At 61.4% G+C, this 24,164-nt stretch carries 10 protein-coding genes and 4 tRNA genes; 3 read left to right on the top strand and 11 right to left on the bottom strand.

Features of this window, described 5'->3' with window-relative positions; all coding sequences use genetic code 11:
- Positions 1–60 precede the first annotated feature (60 nt).
- From J1G33_RS16805 to J1G33_RS16765, 9 genes are all read right to left on the bottom strand, one after another.
- Positions 61–6,291: an SDR family NAD(P)-dependent oxidoreductase gene (locus tag J1G33_RS16805; protein WP_223018433.1), complete on the bottom strand. Its 6,231-nt coding sequence runs from the start codon at positions 6,289–6,291 to the stop codon at positions 61–63.
- 141 nt (positions 6,292–6,432) lie between these two features.
- A complete protein-coding gene (locus J1G33_RS16800) occupies positions 6,433–7,338 on the bottom strand; it encodes a hypothetical protein (protein WP_223018432.1) in 906 nt (301 codons plus the stop codon).
- Positions 7,339–7,372: 34 nt separating this feature from the next.
- Positions 7,373–15,910, bottom strand: a complete 8,538-nt coding sequence (locus J1G33_RS16795; protein ID WP_223018431.1) for an SDR family NAD(P)-dependent oxidoreductase — start codon at positions 15,908–15,910, stop codon at positions 7,373–7,375.
- Positions 15,907–17,016 (bottom strand): MupA/Atu3671 family FMN-dependent luciferase-like monooxygenase, encoded by a 1,110-nt coding sequence (locus J1G33_RS16790; RefSeq protein WP_223018430.1) that lies wholly within the window; start codon positions 17,014–17,016, stop codon positions 15,907–15,909. Before J1G33_RS16790 ends, J1G33_RS16795 begins: the two co-directional genes overlap by 4 nt.
- Before the next feature lie 30 nt (positions 17,017–17,046).
- Positions 17,047–17,415, bottom strand: coding sequence for a hypothetical protein (locus J1G33_RS16785; protein ID WP_032877032.1), 369 nt, complete (start codon positions 17,413–17,415; stop codon positions 17,047–17,049).
- A 306-nt stretch (positions 17,416–17,721) separates the two neighbouring features.
- A tRNA-Asp gene (locus J1G33_RS16780) sits at positions 17,722–17,798 on the bottom strand.
- A 19-nt stretch (positions 17,799–17,817) separates the two neighbouring features.
- Positions 17,818–17,893 (bottom strand) — tRNA-Val (locus J1G33_RS16775).
- Positions 17,894–18,069: 176 nt separating this feature from the next.
- Positions 18,070–18,146 (bottom strand) — tRNA-Asp (locus tag J1G33_RS16770).
- 19 nt (positions 18,147–18,165) lie between these two features.
- Positions 18,166–18,241 (bottom strand) — tRNA-Val (locus J1G33_RS16765).
- A 159-nt stretch (positions 18,242–18,400) separates the two neighbouring features.
- Here J1G33_RS16765 and rdgC point away from each other — a divergent pair.
- From rdgC to sugE, 3 genes are all read left to right on the top strand, one after another.
- Positions 18,401–19,321 (top strand): recombination-associated protein RdgC, encoded by a 921-nt coding sequence (gene rdgC / locus J1G33_RS16760; protein ID WP_003172886.1) that lies wholly within the window; start codon positions 18,401–18,403, stop codon positions 19,319–19,321.
- Between the two features lie 166 nt (positions 19,322–19,487).
- Positions 19,488–20,447: a bile acid:sodium symporter family protein gene (locus tag J1G33_RS16755; protein ID WP_032877033.1), complete on the top strand. Its 960-nt coding sequence runs from the start codon at positions 19,488–19,490 to the stop codon at positions 20,445–20,447.
- Positions 20,448–20,559: 112 nt separating this feature from the next.
- Positions 20,560–20,874: a quaternary ammonium compound efflux SMR transporter SugE gene (gene sugE / locus J1G33_RS16750; protein ID WP_010211634.1), complete on the top strand. Its 315-nt coding sequence runs from the start codon at positions 20,560–20,562 to the stop codon at positions 20,872–20,874.
- A 106-nt stretch (positions 20,875–20,980) separates the two neighbouring features.
- On the opposite strand, the gene J1G33_RS16745 is transcribed toward sugE, so the two are convergent.
- Positions 20,981–22,855: an MFS transporter gene (locus J1G33_RS16745; protein WP_032877034.1), complete on the bottom strand. Its 1,875-nt coding sequence runs from the start codon at positions 22,853–22,855 to the stop codon at positions 20,981–20,983.
- Between the two features lie 59 nt (positions 22,856–22,914).
- A complete protein-coding gene (locus tag J1G33_RS16740; protein ID WP_032877036.1) occupies positions 22,915–24,063 on the bottom strand; it encodes a TDT family transporter in 1,149 nt (382 codons plus the stop codon).
- Positions 24,064–24,164 lie beyond the last annotated feature (101 nt).

Below are 24,164 nucleotides of genomic sequence, written 5' to 3'. Positions count from 1 at the left end.
ATGAACTGCTCAAACCCGGGCACGGCCGCGCCCTTGAGGCGGAGCCTTGCCGCTCCACCTTCAGAATTCGCCTGCGCGTCGCCCTTGGGACTTACCACCCGGTGTATCAAGGTGCAGGCGTAGCGCACGCGCCAAGGTATGGACGTTGCCCGGGTTGAGCATCGACATATGGCCACCGTCCACCGTGGCCACATGGGGGCTCGCGGTCAGGTAGGCGCAATAGCGCGCCAGGGTGTGGGGAAGACTGCTTGCGCCGAGAATGCTTTGCGCCGCGATGATCACGCAGGTGTCGCCGGTGAAGGTGTGGGTGGGGCGATAGTCGACACTCATGGCGATCTGCGCCGCCAGCCATGCACCCGGACCCTGTGCGGGGCCCTGGTTGAGGCTGGCATCACGCATCAGCTCGCGTACCTGCTTGAGGGACACCACGGCGCCTTTGTCCTGGGCGTCCAGCAGGCGTGCGCAGAGCGGTGTATCACCCAGGAAGTAGCGCAACTGCGCGCTGGTCAACACCTCACCTTGAAGCTCTTGAGGTACATAGAAAAAGCTGTCGAGCATGAACAACTGCACCTGGCGTCCGCGTGCCTGGAGTTCAACCGCCACCTCGAAAGCCACGCTGGCCCCAAAAGAGTGTCCGAGCAAACGGACGACGCCAGCGGGGCAGCGACGGGTGACGGTATGAACATGCGCAGCGACCATGCGCTGCATCGACAGATCTGGCGGTGCCTGCGTATCCAGCGGTGGGTACTCCAGCACCTGCAACTGCGCGACATCGCCAAGGGCCGCGGCCAATGCATGAAAAGACTGCGCGCCCGCACCCGCGGCGGGGAAACAGAAGAGCCCTTGCTCGCCAGCGTGATTGAGCAGCGTCACGACCGGGGCGGGCTCACGCAACGGCGACGCAGGCATGCGGCTGAGCGCGGACGCTGGCGAGTCCGCGCCCGCCAGCGAACGCCAATCCACGTCCAGGCCCTGGGACCACAGCTGCAATAACGGCAAGGTGCCGCCTTGATCCAGCCAGCCCTGCACTTGATCGGCCAGGCCTGGCAATGCCATGACGCGATTGAGCACACTGGCATCGACCTCGGCGTTACCCACTTGAGCGTAAGCGCTGTGCTCATCGGTTTGCAGATAGGCGCGCAACTGCTCGGCCAATGCCTCCAGGCTGACCACACTGAGCCCCAACCGTACGGGCATCAAGCCACTGCCGGCCTGGGTCACCCTGGCGAGGGTGTGCAGGTCCACGTCATGGTCGGCCTGGCCGTCGATCAGGTGCAACAAGTTGTCCGCCACCTGCCGTAACTGCGCCGCACTGCCGGCCGATAACAGCACCACGACCGGGCTTTGCCGGTCGGCCCGTTGCTCAGGCTCCGCCAGGGTAACCACGCGTTGAGGAGCCGGGCGCTCCTGCACCTGCGGCACCCGCAGCGAAGCCGGCTCTGCGCCATGGCGCTGCGCCTGTACCTGAGCCACCAAACCGGCCACGGTCGCATCTTCCAGAACACTCCCGGGGTCGAGTTCGACGCCGTAGGTACTGCTGATCTGTGCCAACAGTTGAGTCAGCAGTACCGAGTCGAAACCGAAGTCATGCAGATCGGTGTGCGGGTCGATATCGCCCGCGACGGTTTTCAACAATTGACACACCAATGCCACCAACTCATCGAGCAGCGCTGTATCAGCAATTACCCCACCGCCAGCGCTGGGCTGGCGCTCGATATCGGCACACGCCATCACCACCTGGATGTCGGCAATCGCGGTGGTCAATTCAAGCACGTTGCCAAAAGCCTGGAACGTATCGGCGGCCAATTGGATATCGAAGCGTTCGTTGAGCAGCCCGGTCATTTGGACACTGCTCACCGAGTCCATCCCGTAGTCACTCCAGGGATCATCATCGCCGATGTCCTCCAAACGCACTTTGAGGGCCTCGGCGACCACTTCCCGCACGCCCTGGGCAACCTGCGCCCGGGTCAAGCCCGGTGCCGGCGGCTGCGATTCGGCCGTCCGCGCCCCTTGCAGGTGCGCCGCCAGTGCTTGCAGCGTCGGATGCTCAAACAGCGCCGCGGTACCCAGTTCGAGTGTGTAGGTGCGATTGATGGCGGTTGCCAGCTCGGTCAGCATCACCGAGTCAAAGCCCATGTCCGCAAATGCCGTGGTGTCGTCGATCTCTTGCGCGTCGACTTTGAGGATCTGCCCGACCAGCCCACGCAAAGTATCGCTTGGGTCCACCTGACTGCGCGGTGCCACGGCAGCGGCAACCCCCACGCCAAGCCCGGCTACCAGTGCCTCGAAGGTGGCGCCCTGCCCTGGCAGTACCAACCAGCGTGCGCCGCCTTGGTGGATGATATGGCGCAGCACCTGTAGTCCCTGCGTCGTCGCCAAAGGCCGCAGACCGGTTGCCTTGGTCATCGCGCCCATGTGCTCAGGGCTCAACTGCATGCCTCCGTCCTCCCACAGCGGCCAGTCGATCGCGATGGTATGGCCCTGTCGAGTGCCGTCAGCCACCTGTCGATTACGATATTCAGCGAATTGATCCATGAACGCGTTGGCGCAGGCATAGTCGCTTTGACCCGCATTCCCCAAGGCACCCGCGATGGAGGCAAAGGCCAGGAAGAACTCCAGGGGCTGGTCTTGCGTCGCGCAGTCCAGGTTCCACAGGCCGTCAACCTTGGGCAGCAACACCTGGCGCAGGTGCTCGGCCGATTTGTTCCTGAGCAACCCATCCTGACGACAGCCGGCGATGTGCAGCACACCCGTGAGCGATCCCACGCGAGCTGATACTTCCTGCACAAGTGCGCGTAAAGCTGTCGCGTCCGCGAGGTCGGCCGTGCGATGCAACACCTGCGCGCCCAAGCTCTCGAGTTGCTCGATATGGGCCGCCATGTCGTCATCCGGCACTCCACGCCCCACCAGTACCAGGCTCACGCCCTCTGCTGCGCGGGCGATATCCAGCGCGATGCTGCGTGCCAGGGCGCCAGAAGCTCCCGTGAGCAGGTAAACCCCCGTAGGTTTCCACGGCGCGGCACCCGGCTCGGCCGGCAGTTGTTCGTCAGGCCGGCGCTGCCAGCTGGCGCTGAACAGTTGACCATCATGACGGTGCAGGGCGAGTTCCGCATCTGCGGTGCAGGCGCTCTGCACCAGTGGCGGCAACGCATCGCCCGGCTGCAGGTGGAGCAGTTGCACCCGCAATGAAGTTTGCTCGCGGGCAAATGATCGCAGCAGCCCGAACAACCCGGCGAACAGGCCTGAGCTATCGTCGTCGGCGACGACCAGTTGCGCCAGGCAACCTTGCCCGTCGTGCGGTAATTGGCGCAGGTGCTCGCTCAATGCTTGCGCGGCCCGGCAGTAGCGCTCAGGCAATGTCAGCCCCTGATCATCGCCGGATTCGAGCAGTACGCATTGGGCTTGGGGAAAGTGCTCGGCAACCTGGGCGGCGTAAGCTTCGCTGCCCGGGCACAGGTAAATCCGGTGAGCGTGTGAAAGGCCGGCCCAAGCAGGTTCGACAAATGCCTCAAGGCCGGGTGTCATCAAGGCCAGGCTGGGCGGCGCAGGCGCTCGTGCCATGACCCGTGAGCGCAGGCCATGCAGATGCACACAGGGCTCGCCTTGAGCGTCGAACACCTCCACATCGAAGGCAAAGCTGCCACGACCGCCACCCGATGTGTGTGCAGTAAGCCTCACCCAGGCGGGTGTGCGCCTGGAACGGCCCAGAGTCAATTGCTCCAGGGAGAAAGGCACCTGGGGCCCTTGCGATGACTCACTGCCTGTGGTGAAACCCATGGCTGCCTGCAGTGCACTGTCGAGCAGACAAGGATGCAAGCGGAACTCATCACCCGGCTTGAGGAAGTCTGGCAAGCGCACATGCCCCAGCACTTGCTCGGCGCCGCCACGCAAGGCATGCAGGCCCTGATGGCCAGGGCCATATTCGATACCAACGGCGGCAAAATGGCGATAGAACTCGGTGGTCGACGCCGCGCCTTGCGCCAGCGCCGCGAGTGCGTTCACGTCCAGGTGGGCCAGGGGGGCGGGCTCTGCAGGCACCGACGCCTGGCCGCGGCAATAGACCTGGCGCACCGGTTCGCCCCCCGGCTCACGGGTAAGCCAGGCAAAGAACTCGAACTCCCAACCGCTGCCCTTACGAGCCTGTTCCACAGCCAGGGTAAGGGTGACTGGATCGTTAAAGCACTCAAAGGGGCGCACCCACAGGATGCTGTTCAGGGCCAGGTCGGCTTGCCCAGAAACCCGCGAAAGCGCCGCCAGCGCCATTTCGAGGTAGACCACGCCCGGCAGCACCTTGCGCCCGTTGACACGGTGGTGGTCGAGAAAAAATTCGTCGCCGCAAAACTGCGCTTCAAATTGCTGGCTGTCACCTGCCGTGATCTGTCGTGACAGCAGCGGATGCGGGCCGTCGCCGGGTGCAGCGAAGCGCCCGAGCACTGCAGTCTGCGGCGCAGGTGGCACCCAGCAGCGTTCCCGAACGAACGGGTACAGCGGCAGGCTGATTCGGGCCGGCTGGAACCCTTGATACAACTGCGCCCACTCGACCTGACCGCCGCTGACCCAGTGACGCATCACCGCCTGGTTATCGTCCATGGCCGGCGATTGCACTGGCACCGCCGTTTCGCCCGCACGCAGGCGTACCGGCTTGAGCGCCTGGCCAATGAGCACGTCGGGATGCTGGGCCCCGTCTGCCAAGGCAACCAAGCGTTCCTTGAGCACCTGCACTGATTGGGCCGTGAACGCGGCCCGCGCGTCCAGGGCTTCGCGGCCCACCTGCAAGGTGTAGGCAAGATCATGCAAACCCGCCAGGTCGCAGGCCAGTGGCGTTTGCTCCAGGCGCCCCAGCAACAGCGCCGCTACCGCCTGCAGGCGCTCATGCGTGCGTGCCGACAGCACGATGAGGACGTCGCTCGGCAACGTCGGTACGTGGGTGTGGGCCTGCGCCTGGGGGGAATACTCCTCGACCACCAGGTGCGCGTTCGAACCGCCGGCACCAAATGACGAAATACCTGCACGGCGCGGTTGCACAGCATCGGCGGCGCCCTTGGGTAGCCAGGGCTCCAGGGTTTGTTGGACGTGAAACGGGCTGCCGGCAAAATCAATATTGCGATTGAGCTGCGTGGAGTGCAGCGACGGCACCAACTGGCGGTGCTTGAGCTGCAACAAGACCTTGGTCAGGCCGGCTATCCCCGCGGCGCTTTCACAATGGCCGATATTCGATTTGATCGAGCCGATGGCGCAGGTTTGCGGTTCAAAGCCGTCAGCTTCGAACACGGTGCGCAAACCTTCGATTTCGATCAGGTCGCCTAGGGCCGTGCCGGTGCCATGCGCTTCTATGTAGCTCAGGTCGCTGGACGCCAGGCCGGCCTGGTGCAACGCCGAACGCACGGCCACGGCCTGGGCCGACGATTTGGGCACGGTAAACCCGGTCGCCCGTCCGCCATGGTTGATTGAACTGCCCTTTATCACTGCATGGATACGGTCGCCGTCGGCGATGGCCTGGGGCAACGGTTTGAGCAACACGGCGCCCACGCCTTCGGCCGGCACATAGCCGTCGCCCCCTTGGCCAAAGGTCTTGCAGCAACCCACACTGGACGCGAAACGGCCCTGGGCATGCAGCAGGTACTTGTTGGGATGGATCGACACATTAACGCCACCGGCAATGGCGTACTCCGACTCGCCACTGCGCAGGCTCTGACACGCCAGGTGAATAGTGGTCAGCGAGGATGAGCACATGCTGTCGAGCGTGAGGCTGGGGCCGCGAAAATCACAGAAGAATGACACGCGGTTGGCGATGGAGGCAGGCAGTGCGGCGACCAGCGTCTGTGCGGTGCTGAAGGCGGTGTATTCGGTGTACTGAACGCCAACATAGACGCCAACCCGGCCTTTGGCGCTCAAGCTCTGGCGTGTGTAGCCGGCGTCCTCGAGCACGTGGTAGGCGCACTGCAGAAACAGGCGCTCCTGCGGGTCCATGATCTCGGCTTCACGCGGTGAAATGTTGAAAAAGCGCGGATCGAATTCATCGACTCCACGCAGGAAGCCGCCCCACTTGCTGTAGGTCTTGCCGGAGACACCCTTGGATGGGTCATAGATCGCGTCGTGGTCCCAACGTTGCGAAGGGACCGTGGTAATGCAATCGCGACCCAGCTTGAGGTTTTCCCAAAGCTCCTCGATATTTTCGGCCTGGGGATAGCGGCCCGCCAGCCCGATAATCGCAATGTCGAAAGCATGCGGGTGGGTATCCGACCCGGACGCATTGCCGGCATTCTCATTGCTGTCGAAGTCTTTGACCATGTTCAGTATCGACCCTTGGAGAATTCTTGAGGAATGGCCGCCAGGCGACCCCACATCATTCTCAACTTACAAGAATTCGATCCTGACCAAACCTATGAGCGGTTATAGGTTTGCCCATACAGCCAAGGTAGCCCGCCGGTTTCAGGCATCACTCACTCGTTGCAACAATGTCTGGCAGCGCAGCCCATCGGCATTGGCAGTCAACATCACCAGGCCGCCATGCACCTGCTGCGCACGCGCCTGGTAATCGCACAGGTTGATCAGCGAATCAGCGGAAAAACAATGCCCCACCCGCGTCACGTTATCCACATACAACTGTGTACCGCTCACCCCCTGCCGGCCTTCCTTGATCTTGAGCACTGGCAGGAACACGTTGCTGCACACCACCTGTTCCAGGTCCGCCGTATTAATCTGCTGGCGGTACATAAACTGCTCATGCACCTCACGGAACAGCCGGGTGTCATCCTCCTTGGGGTCGTGTGCCAGCCCGGCATTTGACCTGGCCAGGCTGCCGAGCATCTCGAAGCCGCGGCGGCGCCCTGAAGTCACCAGGCAACTGGCAGCACCGTCACTGAACAACGCGTAATGCTGGAACCGGAAAGCTTCGTCTTCGATACGATTGGCCGAGACCACCAGCACATTGTCCAGCCCGGCCAATACCTGGGCGCGGGCGACCTCAAGGCCTGCCAACAGCATGGTGCAATCGCCCCATGTCACGCCCAGCGGGAAGGCGCGAGCCAGTTGCAGCTCGCGCAGCAGCGGCAGATAGTCCACCACCTGGCCCGACTCGAAATTGCTGCTGCACACCACCAGCGCATCAATGTCACAGCCCCGTAAGCCGCTGCTGGCCAATGTGCCAGCGACTGACTCAACCAGCAGTTCGCCGACCGAGCGTGTCGTACGCCAGTAGGTGCCCCAGCCAAACACACTGGCGAAATCGGGCATGCTGTGTTGCTTGCACACCGCCTCGAAAGAAGCCGCGTCGCGATAATCATGGGCCTGTTCACCCAAGACATAGGCGGTGGAGGCCAAATAGGCAGTTCTCATCGTTACTTACCTGCGACATTCAAAGTCATGGTTGCTACCGCTGCGCCAACACGTCTTCGACCACTGCGCAAGCGCTGTCAGCCGCCAAGGCGCCACTCTGCACCTGGTTCAGGATCGTATCGAGCAAGTCATCGGAGCTGTGTACAACCTGCACCCGGCGATCGACCTCATCCGCCAGGGACTTGAGCGTGGGCCAGGTGTAGATCGCGTCGGCCGCTAGTTGAATGGAAAAGTGCCGGCTGACCCCGCGCATCCATTGTGTGCCTGTGACCGAGTCCATTCCCAGGTCCAGGAACTGCGCGCCACTGCGCAACTGCCCAGGGTCGAGAAACAACAGTTCACCCAGGCTTTGCTTGAGGTAGTCATGGATCGACTCGCGTTGCGCACTTGCCTGCGCGCCAGGCTGCGGTGCCGATGCCACTGGCTCGCGCTGGACCGGCGCAGCCGTTGCTTGAGTTGGCTGAAGCTGGGTGCCCACCCATTGCGTAAAGGCCTTGAATACCGGATAGGTATAAATGCCGTCGGCGGGAATCTTCAACTGGTAGTGCTTGTTGATTTCACGGATCCATTGCGCGGCGATCACCGAGTCCAGACCCAACTCCAGGAAGCGGCTGCCGTCGCGTATTTGGCCTGGCTCGCAATACAGCATGGCCGCCAGGCTCTGGCGCAGGAACTGTGCACATTCGTCGTCGGCCACTGGGACAACCGGCGCCGCCTTGGCCGCTAAAGGCGCGGGTTGGCTGAGTATCCGCGGCGCGGGCGGCACGATGGGTGCGCTATCAGCCACAGGCAAAGTATCCAGTGCACGCAGGCGAATCTTGCCGCCCTGCGCCACGGACGCCACAGACTCAACCGAGACCGCCACCTCACTCGGCGCCCAATAACGTTGCCGGGCAAACGGGTACGTCGGCAGGCCAAGGCGCGCTGGACGGTGCGAGTGATACAGCGGTGACCAGTCAACCGCTTCGCCTTGCACCCAGCGACGCAGGATGCCCCCCAAGTCAGCCTGGTCGAACATCTGCCGAATGGCGGCGCAGGCTTGCTCACTGGGACGCGTCGCCAGGCTGTGCGCCTCGGGAAGGCAGCCGGACCACCAGGACGGCCCCTCTAGCGCGCCATCGATAAAGGCGCGCAGCTCACGCACCAGTTCGTCGCCCGAAGTGACCAACAGCGCCACCCGCCACTCCCAGGCCTCGCGCCCCACTTGCAGCGTGTAGGCCAGGGCTTGCAGGTCTGGCTCGCGATTGGCCGCAGCGTCCAACCACCAGTCCACGAGCCGCTGCGCCACCTCCAGCAAGGCTTCGCGAGAGCGTGCAGAGAGAACGATGGGTAACGGCGCAGTCACTGTCATCGCCGCGTGAGCAGCTTGGGCCAGCGGCGCCTCGCTGACGATCAGGTGAGCATTGGCCCCGCCGGCGCCAAAGGAGGAAATGGCAGCCATGCGCAGGCCCGGGACGCCATCGGAGCCGAGCGGGCGCTCCCAGGGTGCCAGCGTACGCTGCACACGAAAGGGGGTTTCGCTGAAGTCGATATTGGGATTGAGCGTTTCAGCGTGCAGTGAGCTCACCAGCAGTCCGTGCTTCATTTGCAGCAATACCTTGGTCAACCCGGCGATGCCCGCAGCGCTTTCGCAATGGCCGATATTGGACTTGACCGACCCCAAGGCGCAGAACTGCCGGTCCGGCGTGTAAGCCCGCCACGCACGGGACAGGCCGGCCACCTCGATCGGGTCGCCCAACACCGTACCCGTGCCGTGAGCTTCTACATAACCGATCTGCCGCGGCTGCACGTTCGCCTGGCGCAAGGCACGGCTGATCACCGCGGCCTGGGCTGCCGGATTAGGCACTGCATAACCGTTGGTTCGCCCGCCATGGTTGATGGCACTCCCGCGAATCACTCCATAAATACGGTCGCCATCGGCCTGGGCCTGATGCAGCGGTTTAAGCAGTACAGCCCCCACACCCTCACTGGGCACGTAACCGCTGCCACTGGCACCGAAGCTTTCACAGCGGCCACGTCGGGAGGCAAATTTGCCTGCCCCCAGCATGAGGAACTTGGCGGGGTGAATCGATACATTCACGCCTCCGGCCAGCGCTACTTGGCATTCGCCACTGTGCAGGCTCTGGCAGGCCAGGTGAATAGTCGTCAGTGAGGACGCACACATCGCATCGATGGCCATGCTTGGCCCATGGAAACCGTTGACGAACGAAACGCGATTGGCAATCGACGATGGGCTCATGGACAGCACCAGCGGCCGCCCCTCGGCAGTCTGTTGCGCCCCATACAGTTGGTACTCTTCGTACGTTACGCCGACGAATACACCGACCATGCCCTCGGCATCTTCCTGACGGGCGCTGGCTGCCAGGCCCTGGCGGGTATAACCGGCGTCTTCAATGGCCTCGTGAGCGGTCTGCAGGAACAAGCGCTCCTGGGGCTCCATGGCCATCGCTTCACGCGGCGAGATACCGAAAAACGCCGGATCAAATTCAGCCACTCCATCAATGAACCCGCCCCAGCGCGCGTAGGTCTTGCCCGGCGCGTCTTCATCAGCGCTGTAATAACGGGAGTGGTCCCAGCGCTCGGTGGGAATCTCACTGATACAGTCGCGCCCTTGGCTGAGTACCTGCCAAAACTCTTCCAGGGTGCGGGCCTGGGGATAGCGCCCGGCAAGGCCGATGATGGCGACGTCAAAGCGTTGCGACGTCTCCTTGGCGGATGCAGGCGATTGCGCGGCGTCGGCAGGCACGGGGTCGTGGCTGGCAATACCGGCCACCCGCGCCTCATCGGGGCCTGACGCCAGCGTGCCCGCTACGTCGGCGACCAGCGCCACCAACGTCGATGCATGCTCGCGACACAGGTATGCGGCCAAGGCGCGCAGCGTCGAATACTCAAAGAACAAGGTTTTGGGCAGCGCGCCGAATTGCGCCTCCAGCGCGGCGGTGATCGTCATGACCATCATCGAGTCCAGCCCGTAGCGCTCCAGCGGCTCATCACTGTCCAGACGATCCTCCGGCCATTGCACCACAGGGGATAGCACCCGTTTGAGCACTTGCAACGCATGCTCGAGCAGCACTTGCGCTGAGGCGGTGCCGGCCACGGCACGCGGCGCAGTGCCGGCGCGTGGCTGGGCAGGCAGGTGGGCCACCAAATCGTCGAGGCAACGCACTTGCCGATAAACCAATGGCGACACCTCAAGCCCGCATTCGCGCTCAAGTGCCTGGATCAATTGATTAAAGCGCGCCTGATCCAACCCATAGCTATCAAAGTCGTGGTCACCCTCAAGCTCGCTGGTCGCGATGCCGAGCACTTGCCCCGCCAACCTTTTCACCACGTCAAGCATGCGTGTATCAGCGGGCAGCGTCGCCTCGTTCGACAGCGGATGCAGACGCCGGCGCAGGCGCTGTTCATCCCCTTCTATCACCACGATTCGGCACGCATCACTGTCCATCACTTGATGAAACGCCGCAACGCCGTGTTCGCGACTCAACGGGATCATGCCCGACTCACGCTCCAGCAACGCACTGGCCTGTGCATCCAATTGCATCCCGCCGTCGCGCCACAGCCCCCAGGCAATCGAAACGGTTCGGCCTCGACGCTCGCCCATCTGGACCTGCTGGGTGCGCTGTTCGGCGAACCCATCCATGAAGCCGTTGGCCGCCGCGTAGAACGCCTGGCCCGGGTGCCCGACGGCTGCCGCGGCGGATGAAAACAGCACGAAACAGTCCAGGTCGCAGTGACGCGTCGCCTGATCGATCGACCAGGTACCGCCCACCTTGGCGGCCAGCACCCCATCGCCGTGTTGGTGTTTGAAATTACGCAAGAACTCATCGTGCAGCGTTCCTGCACAATGCAGCACACCATTGAGCGCACCGTACTGGGCTTGCACATCAGCCACGAGCCGTTCGGTAGCCGCCTCGTCACTGATATCGACTTGCTCATAGCTGACCTGGCCGCCCATGCGCCGCAGGGCATCCAGCCGATCCTGGCCGGCCTGGCCCAAGGGGGAGCGCCCCACCAGTACCACGGTTGCGCCTTCGACACGGCTGAGAATATCGGCGGCGAAACACTGCGCCAACCCGCCCATTCCCCCTGTCAGCAGATAGACACCCGCGTTCTTCCACCTACAGCGGTGCGTATCATCCAGTACTGTCGCCTGCGTCCACTGACGGGCATGACCACCTTGAGCGTCGAACCGCAACCACGGATGAACCTCCAGGGCCGCAGCCTGCTCCACGGCGTGCCGAACCTGCGTAAAAGTGAAGCTCTGGTCGATTTCAACCAACTGCGTTCGCAGCTTGCTGCTTTCAAGTTGCGCCGACCTCAGCAGCCCATGAATGCCACTCAGCCACGCAGACCGATTGACGGGTATTACCACTTGTACCGAGATAACTTCGTGCGCCGCATCGACAATGATCTGGCGCAAATGCTCAGCAATTTGCCCGACACAGTGCACGTAGCGTTCTGTCGGCAAGCCCTTTGGCGTCAGCACCTGCCACCCTGGATGATCCGACCGTTCTCCAGGCCACTCACACAGGATGACGTGGCGCCGCCGAGGCGCCGCCGCCGCAGGTGAGGCCTGCACCGGCTGCCAGCGCGGGCGCACCAATAATGTCGCGGCGGTGGTAGGTGGTACGGGCGCCCTGCCAGGCTGCGCCGGGGGCCGGGCCACGCTGCCAAGAGGCACCAGTTGCGGTGCCCTGGGGATGGGTTCACGGTCGAACGAATAGCCCGGCAAACTGATACGACGGGCAGTACCCGGCGCCACCAGGCGCGCCCAGTCGATCACCTCCCCCGCTCTCCATAACTGGGCTAATTGCGCCCATTTGCTCTCGGCATACCACTGATCAAGCAACGTCAGCGCTGATTCATCTTGACCGAACAAACTCAGGCGGTCGGCGTCCTTGAGCGTCGTGGACTGCACGCCCGGGTGGGCCTCACCGGCACAATAGCGACGCAATGCATCCATGAGGTCGGCAGTCGACGTGGCGATGCAACTCAATCGCGCATTCATGGCCTGGCGGCCCACCTGCAGCGTGTAGGCAATGTCACGCAAGGGCAGCGACGGATTGCGTTCCAGAAACACTAACAAGGTGTCCACTTGTCGTACAAGTGCAGCCTCATGGCGTGCCGAAAGGACAATCAGGTAGTCGGCCCGCACATCTTCGGCGGGTTCGGCACGCACAGGGGCCTGGCGCAGGATCACGTGGGCATTGGCACCGCCGGCACCGAAGGATGACAGGCATGCAATGCGCTCTTGCGCGCCCTCGCCGTCGACGACCCACGGTTCCAGCGCCTGAGGCACGCGAAAAGGCGAGAGGCTGGCGTCGATATCCGGGTTCATCTGCTGCGAATGCAGCGACGGCGCGATTTGCCCGTGGCGCATCTGCAGGAGGACCTTGCTCAGGCCGGCAATACCAGCCGCAGCTTCAAGATGGCCGATGTTGCTCTTGACCGACCCCAGGCGACAGAAGCCGGTGCGCTCGGTGTCCTGGCGAAACGCCTCGACCAGGCCGCGAAATTCGATGGGATCGCCCAGCGCCGTACCGGTGCCGTGGGCCTCCACATAGGTAACCTGGTCAGCACTGACGCCGGCCCGGTCCAATGCCAGGCGAATCATGGCGCGCTGGGCTTCGGGGTTGGGCACCGTGTAGCCATTGGCTTTGCCGCCATGGTTGACCGCACTGGCGGCGATGACGCCGTGAACCATATCACCGTCCGCCAGCGCGCGTTCCAGCGGCTTTAGCAACAGCGCCCCCACTCCTTCGCCGGGAACAAACCCATTGGCCCCCGCACCGAACGCTCGCGACTTGCCATCGGCGGATAACACGCCCAGTCGTGCGAACTCGGCAAAGGTGGAAGGGTGGGTGTAGGCATTGACGCCACCGACAACCGCCACGGTGCACTCGCCTGCCTGCAAGTGCAGGCAGGCCTCATGCACCGCGGTCAGCGAAGAAGAACAGGCGGTATCCACGGGCAGGCTAGGCCCGGTAAACCCGAAGCGATAAGACACGCGGTTGGCGATCGAAAAAAACGAATCTTTATAGTTATCGTGCCCGGCCTTGGACACTCCCACGAATACGCCGACCTTCTCCTGCTCCAGAGACGCAGGCGTATACCCGGCATCTTCCAGGGCATGCCATGCGCACTGGATGAATTGACGTTCCTTGGGGTGCATGTAGGTAGCTTCGGCCAGGGAAAAGTTAAAGAACATTGGGTCGAAGTCATCCAGGCCTTCGATGAAACCACCCCATTTACCGTAGCTTTTACCCTCTTGGATCGCACGCTGGCGGTCCGCGTTAAAATGCTCGTCAAGGCTCCAGCGTTGCTCGGGCACGGTTTCGATGCAGTCCCCTGCGTTTGCCAGGCAATCCCAGAACGCCGACAAATCCGCTGACTTGGGATATACCCCGGCCATGCCGATTATCGCGATCTGCCCACGCGCGCCCGGACTGGGCAGGTGGTAAGGGGCGGCAATGCGCTGCGCAGGCGCGCAAGCCAGCCAGGCCACCAGTCGCGCCGGCGTAGCGTGCTCGAACAGTACCGCTGGCTCGACCACGATGTCCTGGTCGCGCATATGCCGGCAGAGTTGACGCACCATCATCGAATCAAAACCCAACTCACTGAACTGCGCGTCCAGATCCAGTGATGCCGCAGGCTGTTCCAGCGCTTGGGCCAATGCTTCACGTACCGCTTGCTCGGCGGCGTCCGGGCTCCAGGCTCGGCGCCCTGTACGCGATGTACCAGGAGCCGGATACGCCGCCATGGGTGCAGGCGCGTCATACCAGAACGACTGGGTATCAAAGGGGGTCGTCGGCAGGGGCACCCGTGGTGCGCGGGTGGCCTTCGCCATCGGGCGCTCACCCGCCAGCCAGAGCTCGGCCCAAGGGTCAAGCGCCGCGTCCGTAGGCGCTGCGACGTCCTTGGCGAAGACAACTGCGCCCGTAAGATCGCCCGTGTGTAACTGGGCTAGCACATCGAGCAAGCCTGGGCGCTCCATGGCCACGATGACCACGGCGGCGGCAAATTTCTCGCGCCCGAATTTGAGCGTGTCGCTGACACTTTCCAGGCACAGCGTCGGCTCATCGATCAAGGCCTGGTGCATTTGTGCCGCGAGCAGCGCCAGCAGCGCCGGGGTCGGCGCGCTAAGGGGGAACAGCAATGGGGCCTGACTCGGCACCACACGACCGGGCGCTTGGTGCACGTATTCTTCGACTAAAATGTGTGCGTTGTTTCCGCCTGCGCCATAGGAATGCAAACCCGCCAGGCGCGGGGTAGCCTGGCGTGGCCAATCAACGGTATGGGTAGCGAGCCTGCAAGGCTGTCCGGCGGTATGCAGGTGGAGATTGGGCTGCTCAAAGTCGAGGATTTTATGAATCTTTTCGGTCTGCAAGCTGCGGATGATCTTGAATAGCGCGCCAATAGCTGAAGCGGCATGCATATGTCCGCTCATCGGCTTGAGCGTGCTGATAGCGCACTGGCCTTCCTGCAACTGCACGCCTTGCTCCCGTCCCAAGGCCAGCAAGCCATGATTAAGGGCATCCCACTCAGCGATATCTGCCACGGGGTTGCCCATGCCCTGGGCTTCGATGTAGCTGACGTGGCGTGGATCGATCCCCGCCCGTCGGTAGCAATCCTGTACCAGGCTTGAATGTGCGGACACACTGGGCGCAGCGATTGACGCAGCGTCGCCGCCGTTGTAATTGACCGCCGTATTGCGGATCAGCCCATAAATATGATCGCCGTCGGCCTCAGCCTTCGACAACGGCTTGAGCAACAGGCTGCACACGCCTTCGCCGCGCAGGTAGCCGTCAGCGCCGGCGCCGAAGGATCTCACGGTCGGTTCGGGGCTCATTTGCCCGCTTTGCGACAACGTCACGAACACGTCCGGGCGCAGCAGCAAGTTGCAGGCACCGACGATCGCAGCATTGATCTGGCCACTGCGCAGCGCGGTGACCGCGTGATGAAGCGCGACGGCACCGCCGGCACACATCGCATCGATTCGTTCGCTTGGCCCACGCAGGTCATAGAAATGTGACACCCGGTTGGCGAGCATACTGGCCGCCTGGTCCAGCCCTTCGCCGGGATCAATCTGGGCCTGGAGTAGGTTGAGGTGGTATTCGTTACGCTCGGCGGCGATAAATACACCGGTGGCCGAGCCTTTCCAGTCAGTGTGGCGATAACCGGCGTCTTCAAACGTCTGGCGCACCGACATCAGCAACAAGCGTTGTTGCGGATCCATCTTGCGCGCCTCCGCCGGCAACATGCCAAAAAAGACCGGATCGAATTGATCGATGGCGGGTATAAACCCGCCCCAACGGGTGCGCATTTTCCCTTCTTCAATATTCGATCCGGCGTACCAGGACGTGAAGTCAAAGCGCGTCGCCGGGATCTCCTCGATCAACGAACGATCATCATCCAGCGCCTGCCAGAACTGACGTACGCTAGCCGACTGCGCGACGTTGGCGGACAACCCGATGATCGCCACCGGTTCAGGAAAGGACGGGGCAGGCTGGGCCTTGAGCGAGGCATTGATGGCGGCGGCGAGGCGAGCTTTCTTGCGTTCGATATTCACTGTGCTGACCGCTCCTGGAACGAGGCTACGAGTTGTTCAAGGTAGGGCAAGGACTGATGCACCACGGCGTAGTCCACGCCGAAATCCATCAGGCAGGCAATCTCATCGACGCCGGTCTCAAGCACTTGGCCGACTCGATACCGAACCTCATCGACCGTACCGAACAACGCGCCGGTTTCGTAATACCGCTCAAATGCGTATTGCAGGACGTTTTCCTGCTCTGTGGCATCCAGGGGACGACCGTCAGGCGTCGCCCGTGCTTTCATGTGGGCTACCAGTGAGCTGCGGATATAGTCTTTGAACGGTGCTTCGACGGCTCGGCGAACCCAGGCGCTATCGGGCCCGACCAGGGTATGCAGCATAAGGGTGACGCGCCCGGAAGCCGGGTCGAATCCCGCATCGCGGCGCGCTTGGCGATAAAGCCCAATTTTTTCGGCCAGGTCCGGCAGGTCAATGCCGTACAACATCGTGAAGACGTTGAAACCCGCCTTGCCAGCGGCAATGAACGACTCTGTATTCTGCGCTACCAGGATCCAGACATTCAGGCTGGTCTGTAGGGGTCGGGGAAAGGTGACGACCGACACTGGATCGCCACCAGGCCCCGGGAATGAAAGGCGCTCACCCGCCCATAAGCGACGTACCTGCTCAATGCGTTGCCACATCACCTCGCGCCGGTCCTCGTAGGCGTGCGGCGCCAAGAGAAAATCAGGCCGGCTCCAACCTGAGCCGAACCCAAGGTCTACCCTTCCGCCAGAGAGTACATCGTTCATCGACCAACTTTCGACCACGCGCGCCGGGTGATGCAGGGGCAAACTGATGCCTGCGGTGCGAAAACGAATGTGTCGGGTTTGGGGGATGAGTGACGCCGCCATTACTGCGGAATCGGGGTAAATCGCGCCAAACTCGTGGAAATGACGCTCAGGAAAATACACGGCCTCAAAACCCTGCGCATCGCCAAACAACGTCAACGACCGAGCGAACTCATATTTCTCGCTGGCGCTGATGTCTTCGCGCACATCGGAAAAAAACAACAGGCTGAAGGCAGGCTGACGCGGCGCACGCGCAACGTTCGTCACACCCAGGCCGAGTAATTGTTCAACTGACATGTCTTGAGGCCTCTTGTAGATACATCGGGTTCACGCCACCACAGACGGTCGGCTGAAACACTGTTCCAGTTCGAAGAACTGCGGCTTCATAAACGCCAGGGGGCCACGTAACTTGTCCAGCTCCTCTCGGGGCCCATGCACTTCATAGCGAACAATTGAAGCCAGGTGAAACGCCTCGGAATTCAGCTCAGCGATATTGACCAAGTGGTTCAAAAGCCCTTGGGCATCGCTGTAGACCTCCCGGCAATGGCCTTGGGTGCCATTGAAGCTGAAACCGTAGTACAGGCATCCGGGCTCTTTAGAGGTCTTTTCGATAAACACGGCGCAATACGCCTTGAACGCTTCAAGGTGACGTTCGGGGATTTCGAAATAAGGCATGGCCATGCAGGTGCGATTCATCTTCGGCCGTTCCGTTAGAACCAATGTCCACGAGACCTTACCGCAGCAAGACGAACTGGCACTCCTATCAGCACTTAGGATTGACAAGGTTCTTCAATAGGGATAGAGGCTGCGCACGAACCCTGAAGGCGTGACGATTGACAGCGCAGGATTGGCGACCCAAATAAGACGATGAGGACGCTAGGATGGGCGAGCGAACGCTATGGTTGGAGAGCAACGGCGAGAAAAAATCCGGGCACAAAAAAAGCGGCCAATGGCCGCTTTGTTCGTAGTCTCCAGGTGTTCAGTGGGCCTGGAAGCAAAATATGGCGCAGCGGACGGGACTCGAACCCGCGACCCCCGGCGTGACAGGCCGGTATTCTAACCGACTGAACTACCGCTGCGCGTAACACTTGAAGCGAATGGTGGGTGATGACGGGATCGAACCGCCGACCCTCTGCTTGTAAGGCAGATGCTCTCCCAGCTGAGCTAATCACCCTTCGTTTCGGTGTGGGCGCATCATACACCAAAAAATCGTAATGTCTTGATTTAAATGCAATTTATTTAAAAAAAGTTCCGCGTACGATTTTTTGCCATATTCCGGACAAAGAAAAGCCCGCGATTAAGCGGGCTTTCTGTGGTGACCTGGCGTTCAGCGTTCCAGGTGACCGAATATGGCGCAGCGGACGGGACTCGAACCCGCGACCCCCGGCGTGACAGGCCGGTATTCTAACCGACTGAACTACCGCTGCGCGTAACACATGAAGCGAATGGTGGGTGATGACGGGATCGAACCGCCGACCCTCTGCTTGTAAGGCAGATGCTCTCCCAGCTGAGCTAATCACCCTTCGTTTCGGTGTGGCGCGCATTCTACGTAGCGACCCCATGTCTGGCAAGCACTTTCTTAAATCTTTTTTTTCAGCCCTTCCAATGGCTTAGGCAGGGTTGGCCTACGGCGTGATCAAGAGAATAATGCCCCCCTTTGTATAGAGGAGAGACTCACCCCATGTGGTTCAAGAACCTGCTTATCTATCGCCTGACCCAAGATCTGCCTGTTGATGCCGAGGCGTTGGAAGCGGCCATGGCCACCAAGCTGGCGCGCCCGTGTGCAAGCCAGGAGTTGACCACTTACGGTTTCGTTGCACCCTTCGGTAAAGGTGAAGACGCTCCCCTGGTTCACGTCAGCGGAGATTTTTTGCTGATCGCCGCGCGCAAGGAAGAACGCATCCTGCCAGGTAGCGTGGTGCGTGACGCACTGAAAGAGAAAGTCGAAGAGATCGAAGCCGAGCAAATGCGCAAGGTCTATAAGAAGGAGCGCGACCAGATCAAGGATGAAATCATCCAGGCCTTCCTGCCGCGTGCCTTTATTCGTCGCTCGTCGACCTTTGCTGCGATCGCGCCGAAACAGGGCCTGATCCTGGTCAACTCGGCCAGTCCCAAGCGTGCGGAAGATCTGCTGTCGACCTTGCGTGAAGTGATCGGCACCCTGCCCGTCCGTCCGCTGACGGTAAAAACCGCACCGACCGCAATCATGACCGACTGGGTCACTACCCAGAAACCGGCCGATGACTTCTTCGTCCTCGACGAATGCGAACTGCGCGACACCCATGAAGACGGCGGCATCGTGCGCTGCAAGCGCCAGGACCTGACCGGCGAAGAGATCCAACTGCACCTTACCACCGGCAAGGTCGTGACCCAACTGTCCTTGGCGTGGCAGGACAAGCTGTCCTTCATGCTCGATGACAAGATGACCGTCAAACGCCTGAAATTCGAAGACCTGCTGCAAGACCAGGCGGAACAGGACGGCGGCGACGAAGCCCTGGGCCAACTGGATGCCAGCTTTACCTTGATGATGCTGACCTTCGGTGAGTTCCTGCCGGCGTTGGTGGAAGCGCTGGGCGGGGAAGAAACCCCACAGGGCATCTAAACAACACCGATCCAATGTGGGCACGGTCAGTGTGGGAGCTGGCTTGCCTGCGATAACGGAGTGTCAGCCAGAGTAGTGCCGACTGATACACCGCTATCGCAGGCAAGCCAGCTCCCACATTTGATCGCGTCGCCCTATTCAACACTCTAATAACAAGGACATCCCCATGCGTGCACTCGCTGCCTTGAGCCGCTTCGTCGGCAATACCTTCGCCTACTGGGTGTTGATATTTGCCGTGCTCGCCTTCCTCGAACCCAGCTGGTTCATCGGCCTGAAAAGCGCCATCGTCCCGCTGCTGGGCCTGGTGATGTTCGGCATGGGGCTGACCTTGAAACTTGAAGACTTCGCCGAAGTCGCTCGCCATCCATGGCGCGTGGCCTTGGGCGTGGTCGCGCATTTTGTGATCATGCCGGGCGTGGCATGGTTGTTGTGCCAGGTCTTTCACCTGCCGCCGGAAATTGCCGTCGGCGTGATCCTGGTCGGCTGCTGCCCAAGCGGCACCTCGTCCAACGTGATGACCTGGCTGGCCCGCGGCGACCTGGCGTTGTCGGTGGCGATTGCCGCCGTCACCACCCTCCTCGCCCCACTGCTCACACCTGCGTTGATCTGGCTACTGGCCTCGGCCTGGCTGCCGGTATCGTTCATGGAGCTGTTCTGGTCGATCCTGCAAGTGGTGCTGCTGCCGATTGTGCTCGGCGTGGTGGCGCAACGGGTGCTGGGCGAGCGGGTTCGTCATGCGGTGGACGTGCTGCCGCTGGTGTCGGTGGTCAGTATTGTGATCATCGTCGCGGCCGTGGTTGCCGCAAGCCAGGCGAAGATCGCCGAATCGGGCCTGCTGATCATGGCGGTGGTGATGCTGCACAACAGCTTCGGTTACCTGCTGGGCTACTTCACCGGGCGCTTGTTCAAGTTGCCGCTGGCGCAACGCAAGTCGTTGGCGTTGGAAGTCGGTATGCAGAACTCCGGGCTGGGTGCCGCGCTGGCCAGTGCGCACTTTTCGCCGCTGGCGGCGGTTCCCAGTGCGTTGTTCAGTGTCTGGCACAATATTTCCGGCGCATTGCTGTCGACGTATTTCCGCCGCATGAGCGAAAAGGAAGACCGTCGCGCCCTGGAAACCGCCCCGTAAGCTTGATCGCCTGATCCGTTTTCGGCACTCTACCAAGCTTCGCGAGGACGACCTCGCGACGCTATCAGGCGCTTACCAGGGGACGACCCCACTTTGTAGAAGCGAGGTCATCATGTCCTGGATCATTCTGTTTTTTGCCGGGTTGTTTGAAGTTGGCTGGGCCGTCGGCCTGAAATACACCGACGGTTTCAGCAAGCCACTGCCCACCGCCCTGACGATTGCCGCCATGGCCGTCAGCCTTGGGTTGCTGGGGCTGGCCATGAAAGAGTTGCCGCTGGGCACCGCCTATGCGATCTGGACCGGCGTCGGTGCCGTGGGCACCGTGATTGCCGGGATTATCCTGTTTGGGGAGTCCATGGCGTTGTTTCGGTTGGCGAGTGTGGCGTTGATTATTTGCGGGCTGATTGGGCTCAAAATTTCCACTTAAGCCACTACGCTATCGCAGGCAAGCCAGCTCCCACATTTGACTGTATTCACAATTCAAAAGGTGGGAGCTGGCTTGCCTGCGATGAGGCCCTGACAAACAACGAAAACTACCTGACACTCCCCCGCAAACCACCCACTACTGCCTGCAACTGCACTGGCGTTGCCGCCTCCACAACAATCGGCTCACCCGCCACCAACACCACCCGCGACCAGATCCGATGAAAGAAGCCCTTGTGCGGATCGCGACTGAAGAAACTCCCCCACAGCCCCTGCAACGCCATCGGAATCACCGGCACCGGTGTCTCCTCCAGAATGCGCGTCACCCCACCACGAAATTCATTGATCTCGCCATCGGCTGTCAGCTTGCCTTCCGGGAAGATGCACACCAACTCACCTTCCTTCAGATACTGGGCAATCCGCGCGAACGCCTGTTCGTAGATCTGCATATCTTCATGGCGCCCGGCAATCGGAATCGCCCCGGCGGTGCGGAAGATAAAGTTGAGTACCGGCAAACGGTAGATCTTGTAGTACATGACAAAGCGAATCGGCCGACGCACCGCGCCACCGATCAACAGCGCATCGACAAACGACACATGGTTGCACACCAGCAACGCCGCGCCTTCATCCGGAATGGCCTCCAGGTTGCGATGTTCCACGCGGTACATGGAATGGCTGAGCAGCCAGATCATGAAGCGCATGGTGAATTCGGGGACGATCCTGAAGATGTAGGTGTTGACCGCAATATTGAGCAGCGACACCACCAGGAACAACTCGGGGATCGACAGCTTGGCCACGCTCAACAGCAGGATCGAAACGATGGCCGAGACCACCATGAACAATGCGTTGAGAATGTTGTTGGCCGCGATAACCCGTGCCCGTTCGTTCTCGGCGGTGCGCGATTGGATCAGCGCATACAGCGGCACAATATAGAAGCCACCGAATACGCCCAGGCCGAGGATATCGAACAACACCCACCAGGCCTGGCCGTAGCTGAGCACCGCGAGCCAATCGTTGGCCTGGACGTTCTGCGGGAAGCCGCCGGAGTGCCACCACAGGAGCAGGCCGAACACCGTCAGGCCAAACGAGCCGAACGGCACCAGGCCGATTTCCACCTTACGCCCGGAAAGCTTTTCGCACAGCATCGAGCCCAGGGCGATGCCCACGGAAAACACAGTGAGGATCAGGGTCACCACGGTTTCGTCGCCGTACAACCACTCCTTGGCGTACGCCGGGATTTGCGTGAGATAGATCGCACCGACAAACCAGAACCACGAGTTGCCGACAATGGAACGCGACACCGCCGGCGTCTGCCCCAGGCCCATGCGCAACGTCGCCCAGGACTGGGTAAAGATATTCCAGTCCAGGCGCAGTTGCGGCGTCGAAGCCGCCGCGCGCGGGATGCTGCGGCTGGCAAGGTAGCCCAGCACCGCCACGCCGACAATCGCCACCGCCACCACCGGCGCGTAATGGGTGGAAGACATCATGATCCCGGCACCAATGGTGCCGGCCAGGATCGCCAGGAACGTGCCCATTTCCACCAGGCCGTTACCGCCGACCAGCTCGTCGTCGTGCAATGCCTGAGGCATGATCGAGTACTTCACCGGGCCGAACAGCGCCGAGTGGGTGCCCATGGCAAACAGCGCCAACAGCATCAATTCAAGATGATTGGTCAGGAAGCCCGCCGCGCCGACGGCCATGATCACGATCTCGCCGATCTTGATCGCACGGATCAACGCGTCCTTGTTGAATTTCTCGCCAAACTGTCCGGCCAGTGCCGAGAACAAAAAGAACGGCAGGATAAACAACAAGGCGCACAGGTTGACCCAGATAGAGCGGTCGCCCTCGATGCTGAGCTTGTAAAGGATGGCCAGGATCAGCGATTGCTTGAAGATGTTATCGTTGAACGCGCCCAGCAACTGGGTGATGAAAAACGGCAAGAAACGCCGTGTGCGCAGCAAGGTGAATTGGGAAGGATGGCTCATCGTCGTCCGTGTTCCTGCGTGGCCTTTATTTATCAGGCCACGACTTTACCTAATCCTGCTTACTTATTCGCTAGTCCTGCAATGCAGGGCGAAACAAAAAGCTCGCCTTTATAAGCCCCCTGCACGGTGCGCTTGGCCACGATCAGCCACATCAACGCCAACGCCACCACCAGCGCACTGCCGAAGATGCTGAAGAACCCCAAATGCAACACGTTCGCCAGTTTCAGCGTGGCCAAGGCGTAAACCCCCAGCGGGAAGGTGAAGCCCCACCAGCCCAGGTTGAACGGGATCCCGGCGCGCAGGTAACGCAGGGTGATCAGCACGGCGATCAACATCCACCACAGGCCAAAACCCCATAGGGTGATACCTGCAATCAGGCCCAGGCCATGGGCCATTTCACCGACATTCTCCAGGCCATTGGCGGCGAAGATCGCTGGCGCATCGCCCCCCAACAGCAACATGCCCAAGGCACCGGTACCAATCGGCCCCAGCGCCAACCAGCTCGACGCCGCCATATTGGCGTGGGGCAATTTATGCAAGGCCATGCGCAGCATCAGGATGGTCAGGATGCTGAACGCCACCGGCAGGGAAAACGCCCATAGTACGTAGCTGGTCACCAGCATCACCAGTTGCGCATGGGCATCGGCCAGGTGCGGCGCGAGCAAGCCGCCGCTGGCCGCCGCCACTTCTGCCGCCACCACGGGCAACAGCCAGACGGCGGTCATCTGGTCGATGCTGTGCTCCTGGCGGGTGAACATCATGAACGGGATGAGTACGCCGCAGGCCAGGGACATGGCCACGTCCAGCCACCACAGGGCTTCGGCCAACGGGATGACATCACTGCCCCAACGTGGCAGGCCGAACAACAGCAATCCGTTGAGAATGGTCGCCAGCCCCATGGGGATGGTGCCGAAGAACATCGAAACCGTGGAGTGCCCGAAAATGCGCCGCGCCTCGTGGAAAAACATCACCCAACGGGCGGCATACAACACGCTGAACAACACGAACAGGCCGATGGTGAACATCCACAGGCCTTCAGCGACAGCGTGCAAGCCTGGCAAAGTGACCGGCAACTGAGCCAGGGCCAGCGCCAGCACCCCGGTGCCCATGGTGGCGGCAAACCAGTTCGGGGTGAACTGGCGAATCACTTCCCGGGGACGGGTCAGGTGGCTGAAAGGTTTGTAACGGTGGGTGGTCGAGCAGGTCATGATTTGATCCTCTTCCTCGCATGAGGTTGAGGTCATGGTAGAACCTGAATGAATATCTATATAACGGGTAATATCTCTAACTGTTATCTACTTTATAGATA

This window comes from Pseudomonas sp. P867, assembly GCF_019891455.1.
GTDB classification, from domain to species: domain Bacteria; phylum Pseudomonadota; class Gammaproteobacteria; order Pseudomonadales; family Pseudomonadaceae; genus Aquipseudomonas; species Aquipseudomonas synxantha_A.
Note: the sequence above shows the minus strand (reverse complement) of the source record. Positions and strands in the feature narration are given on the sequence as shown.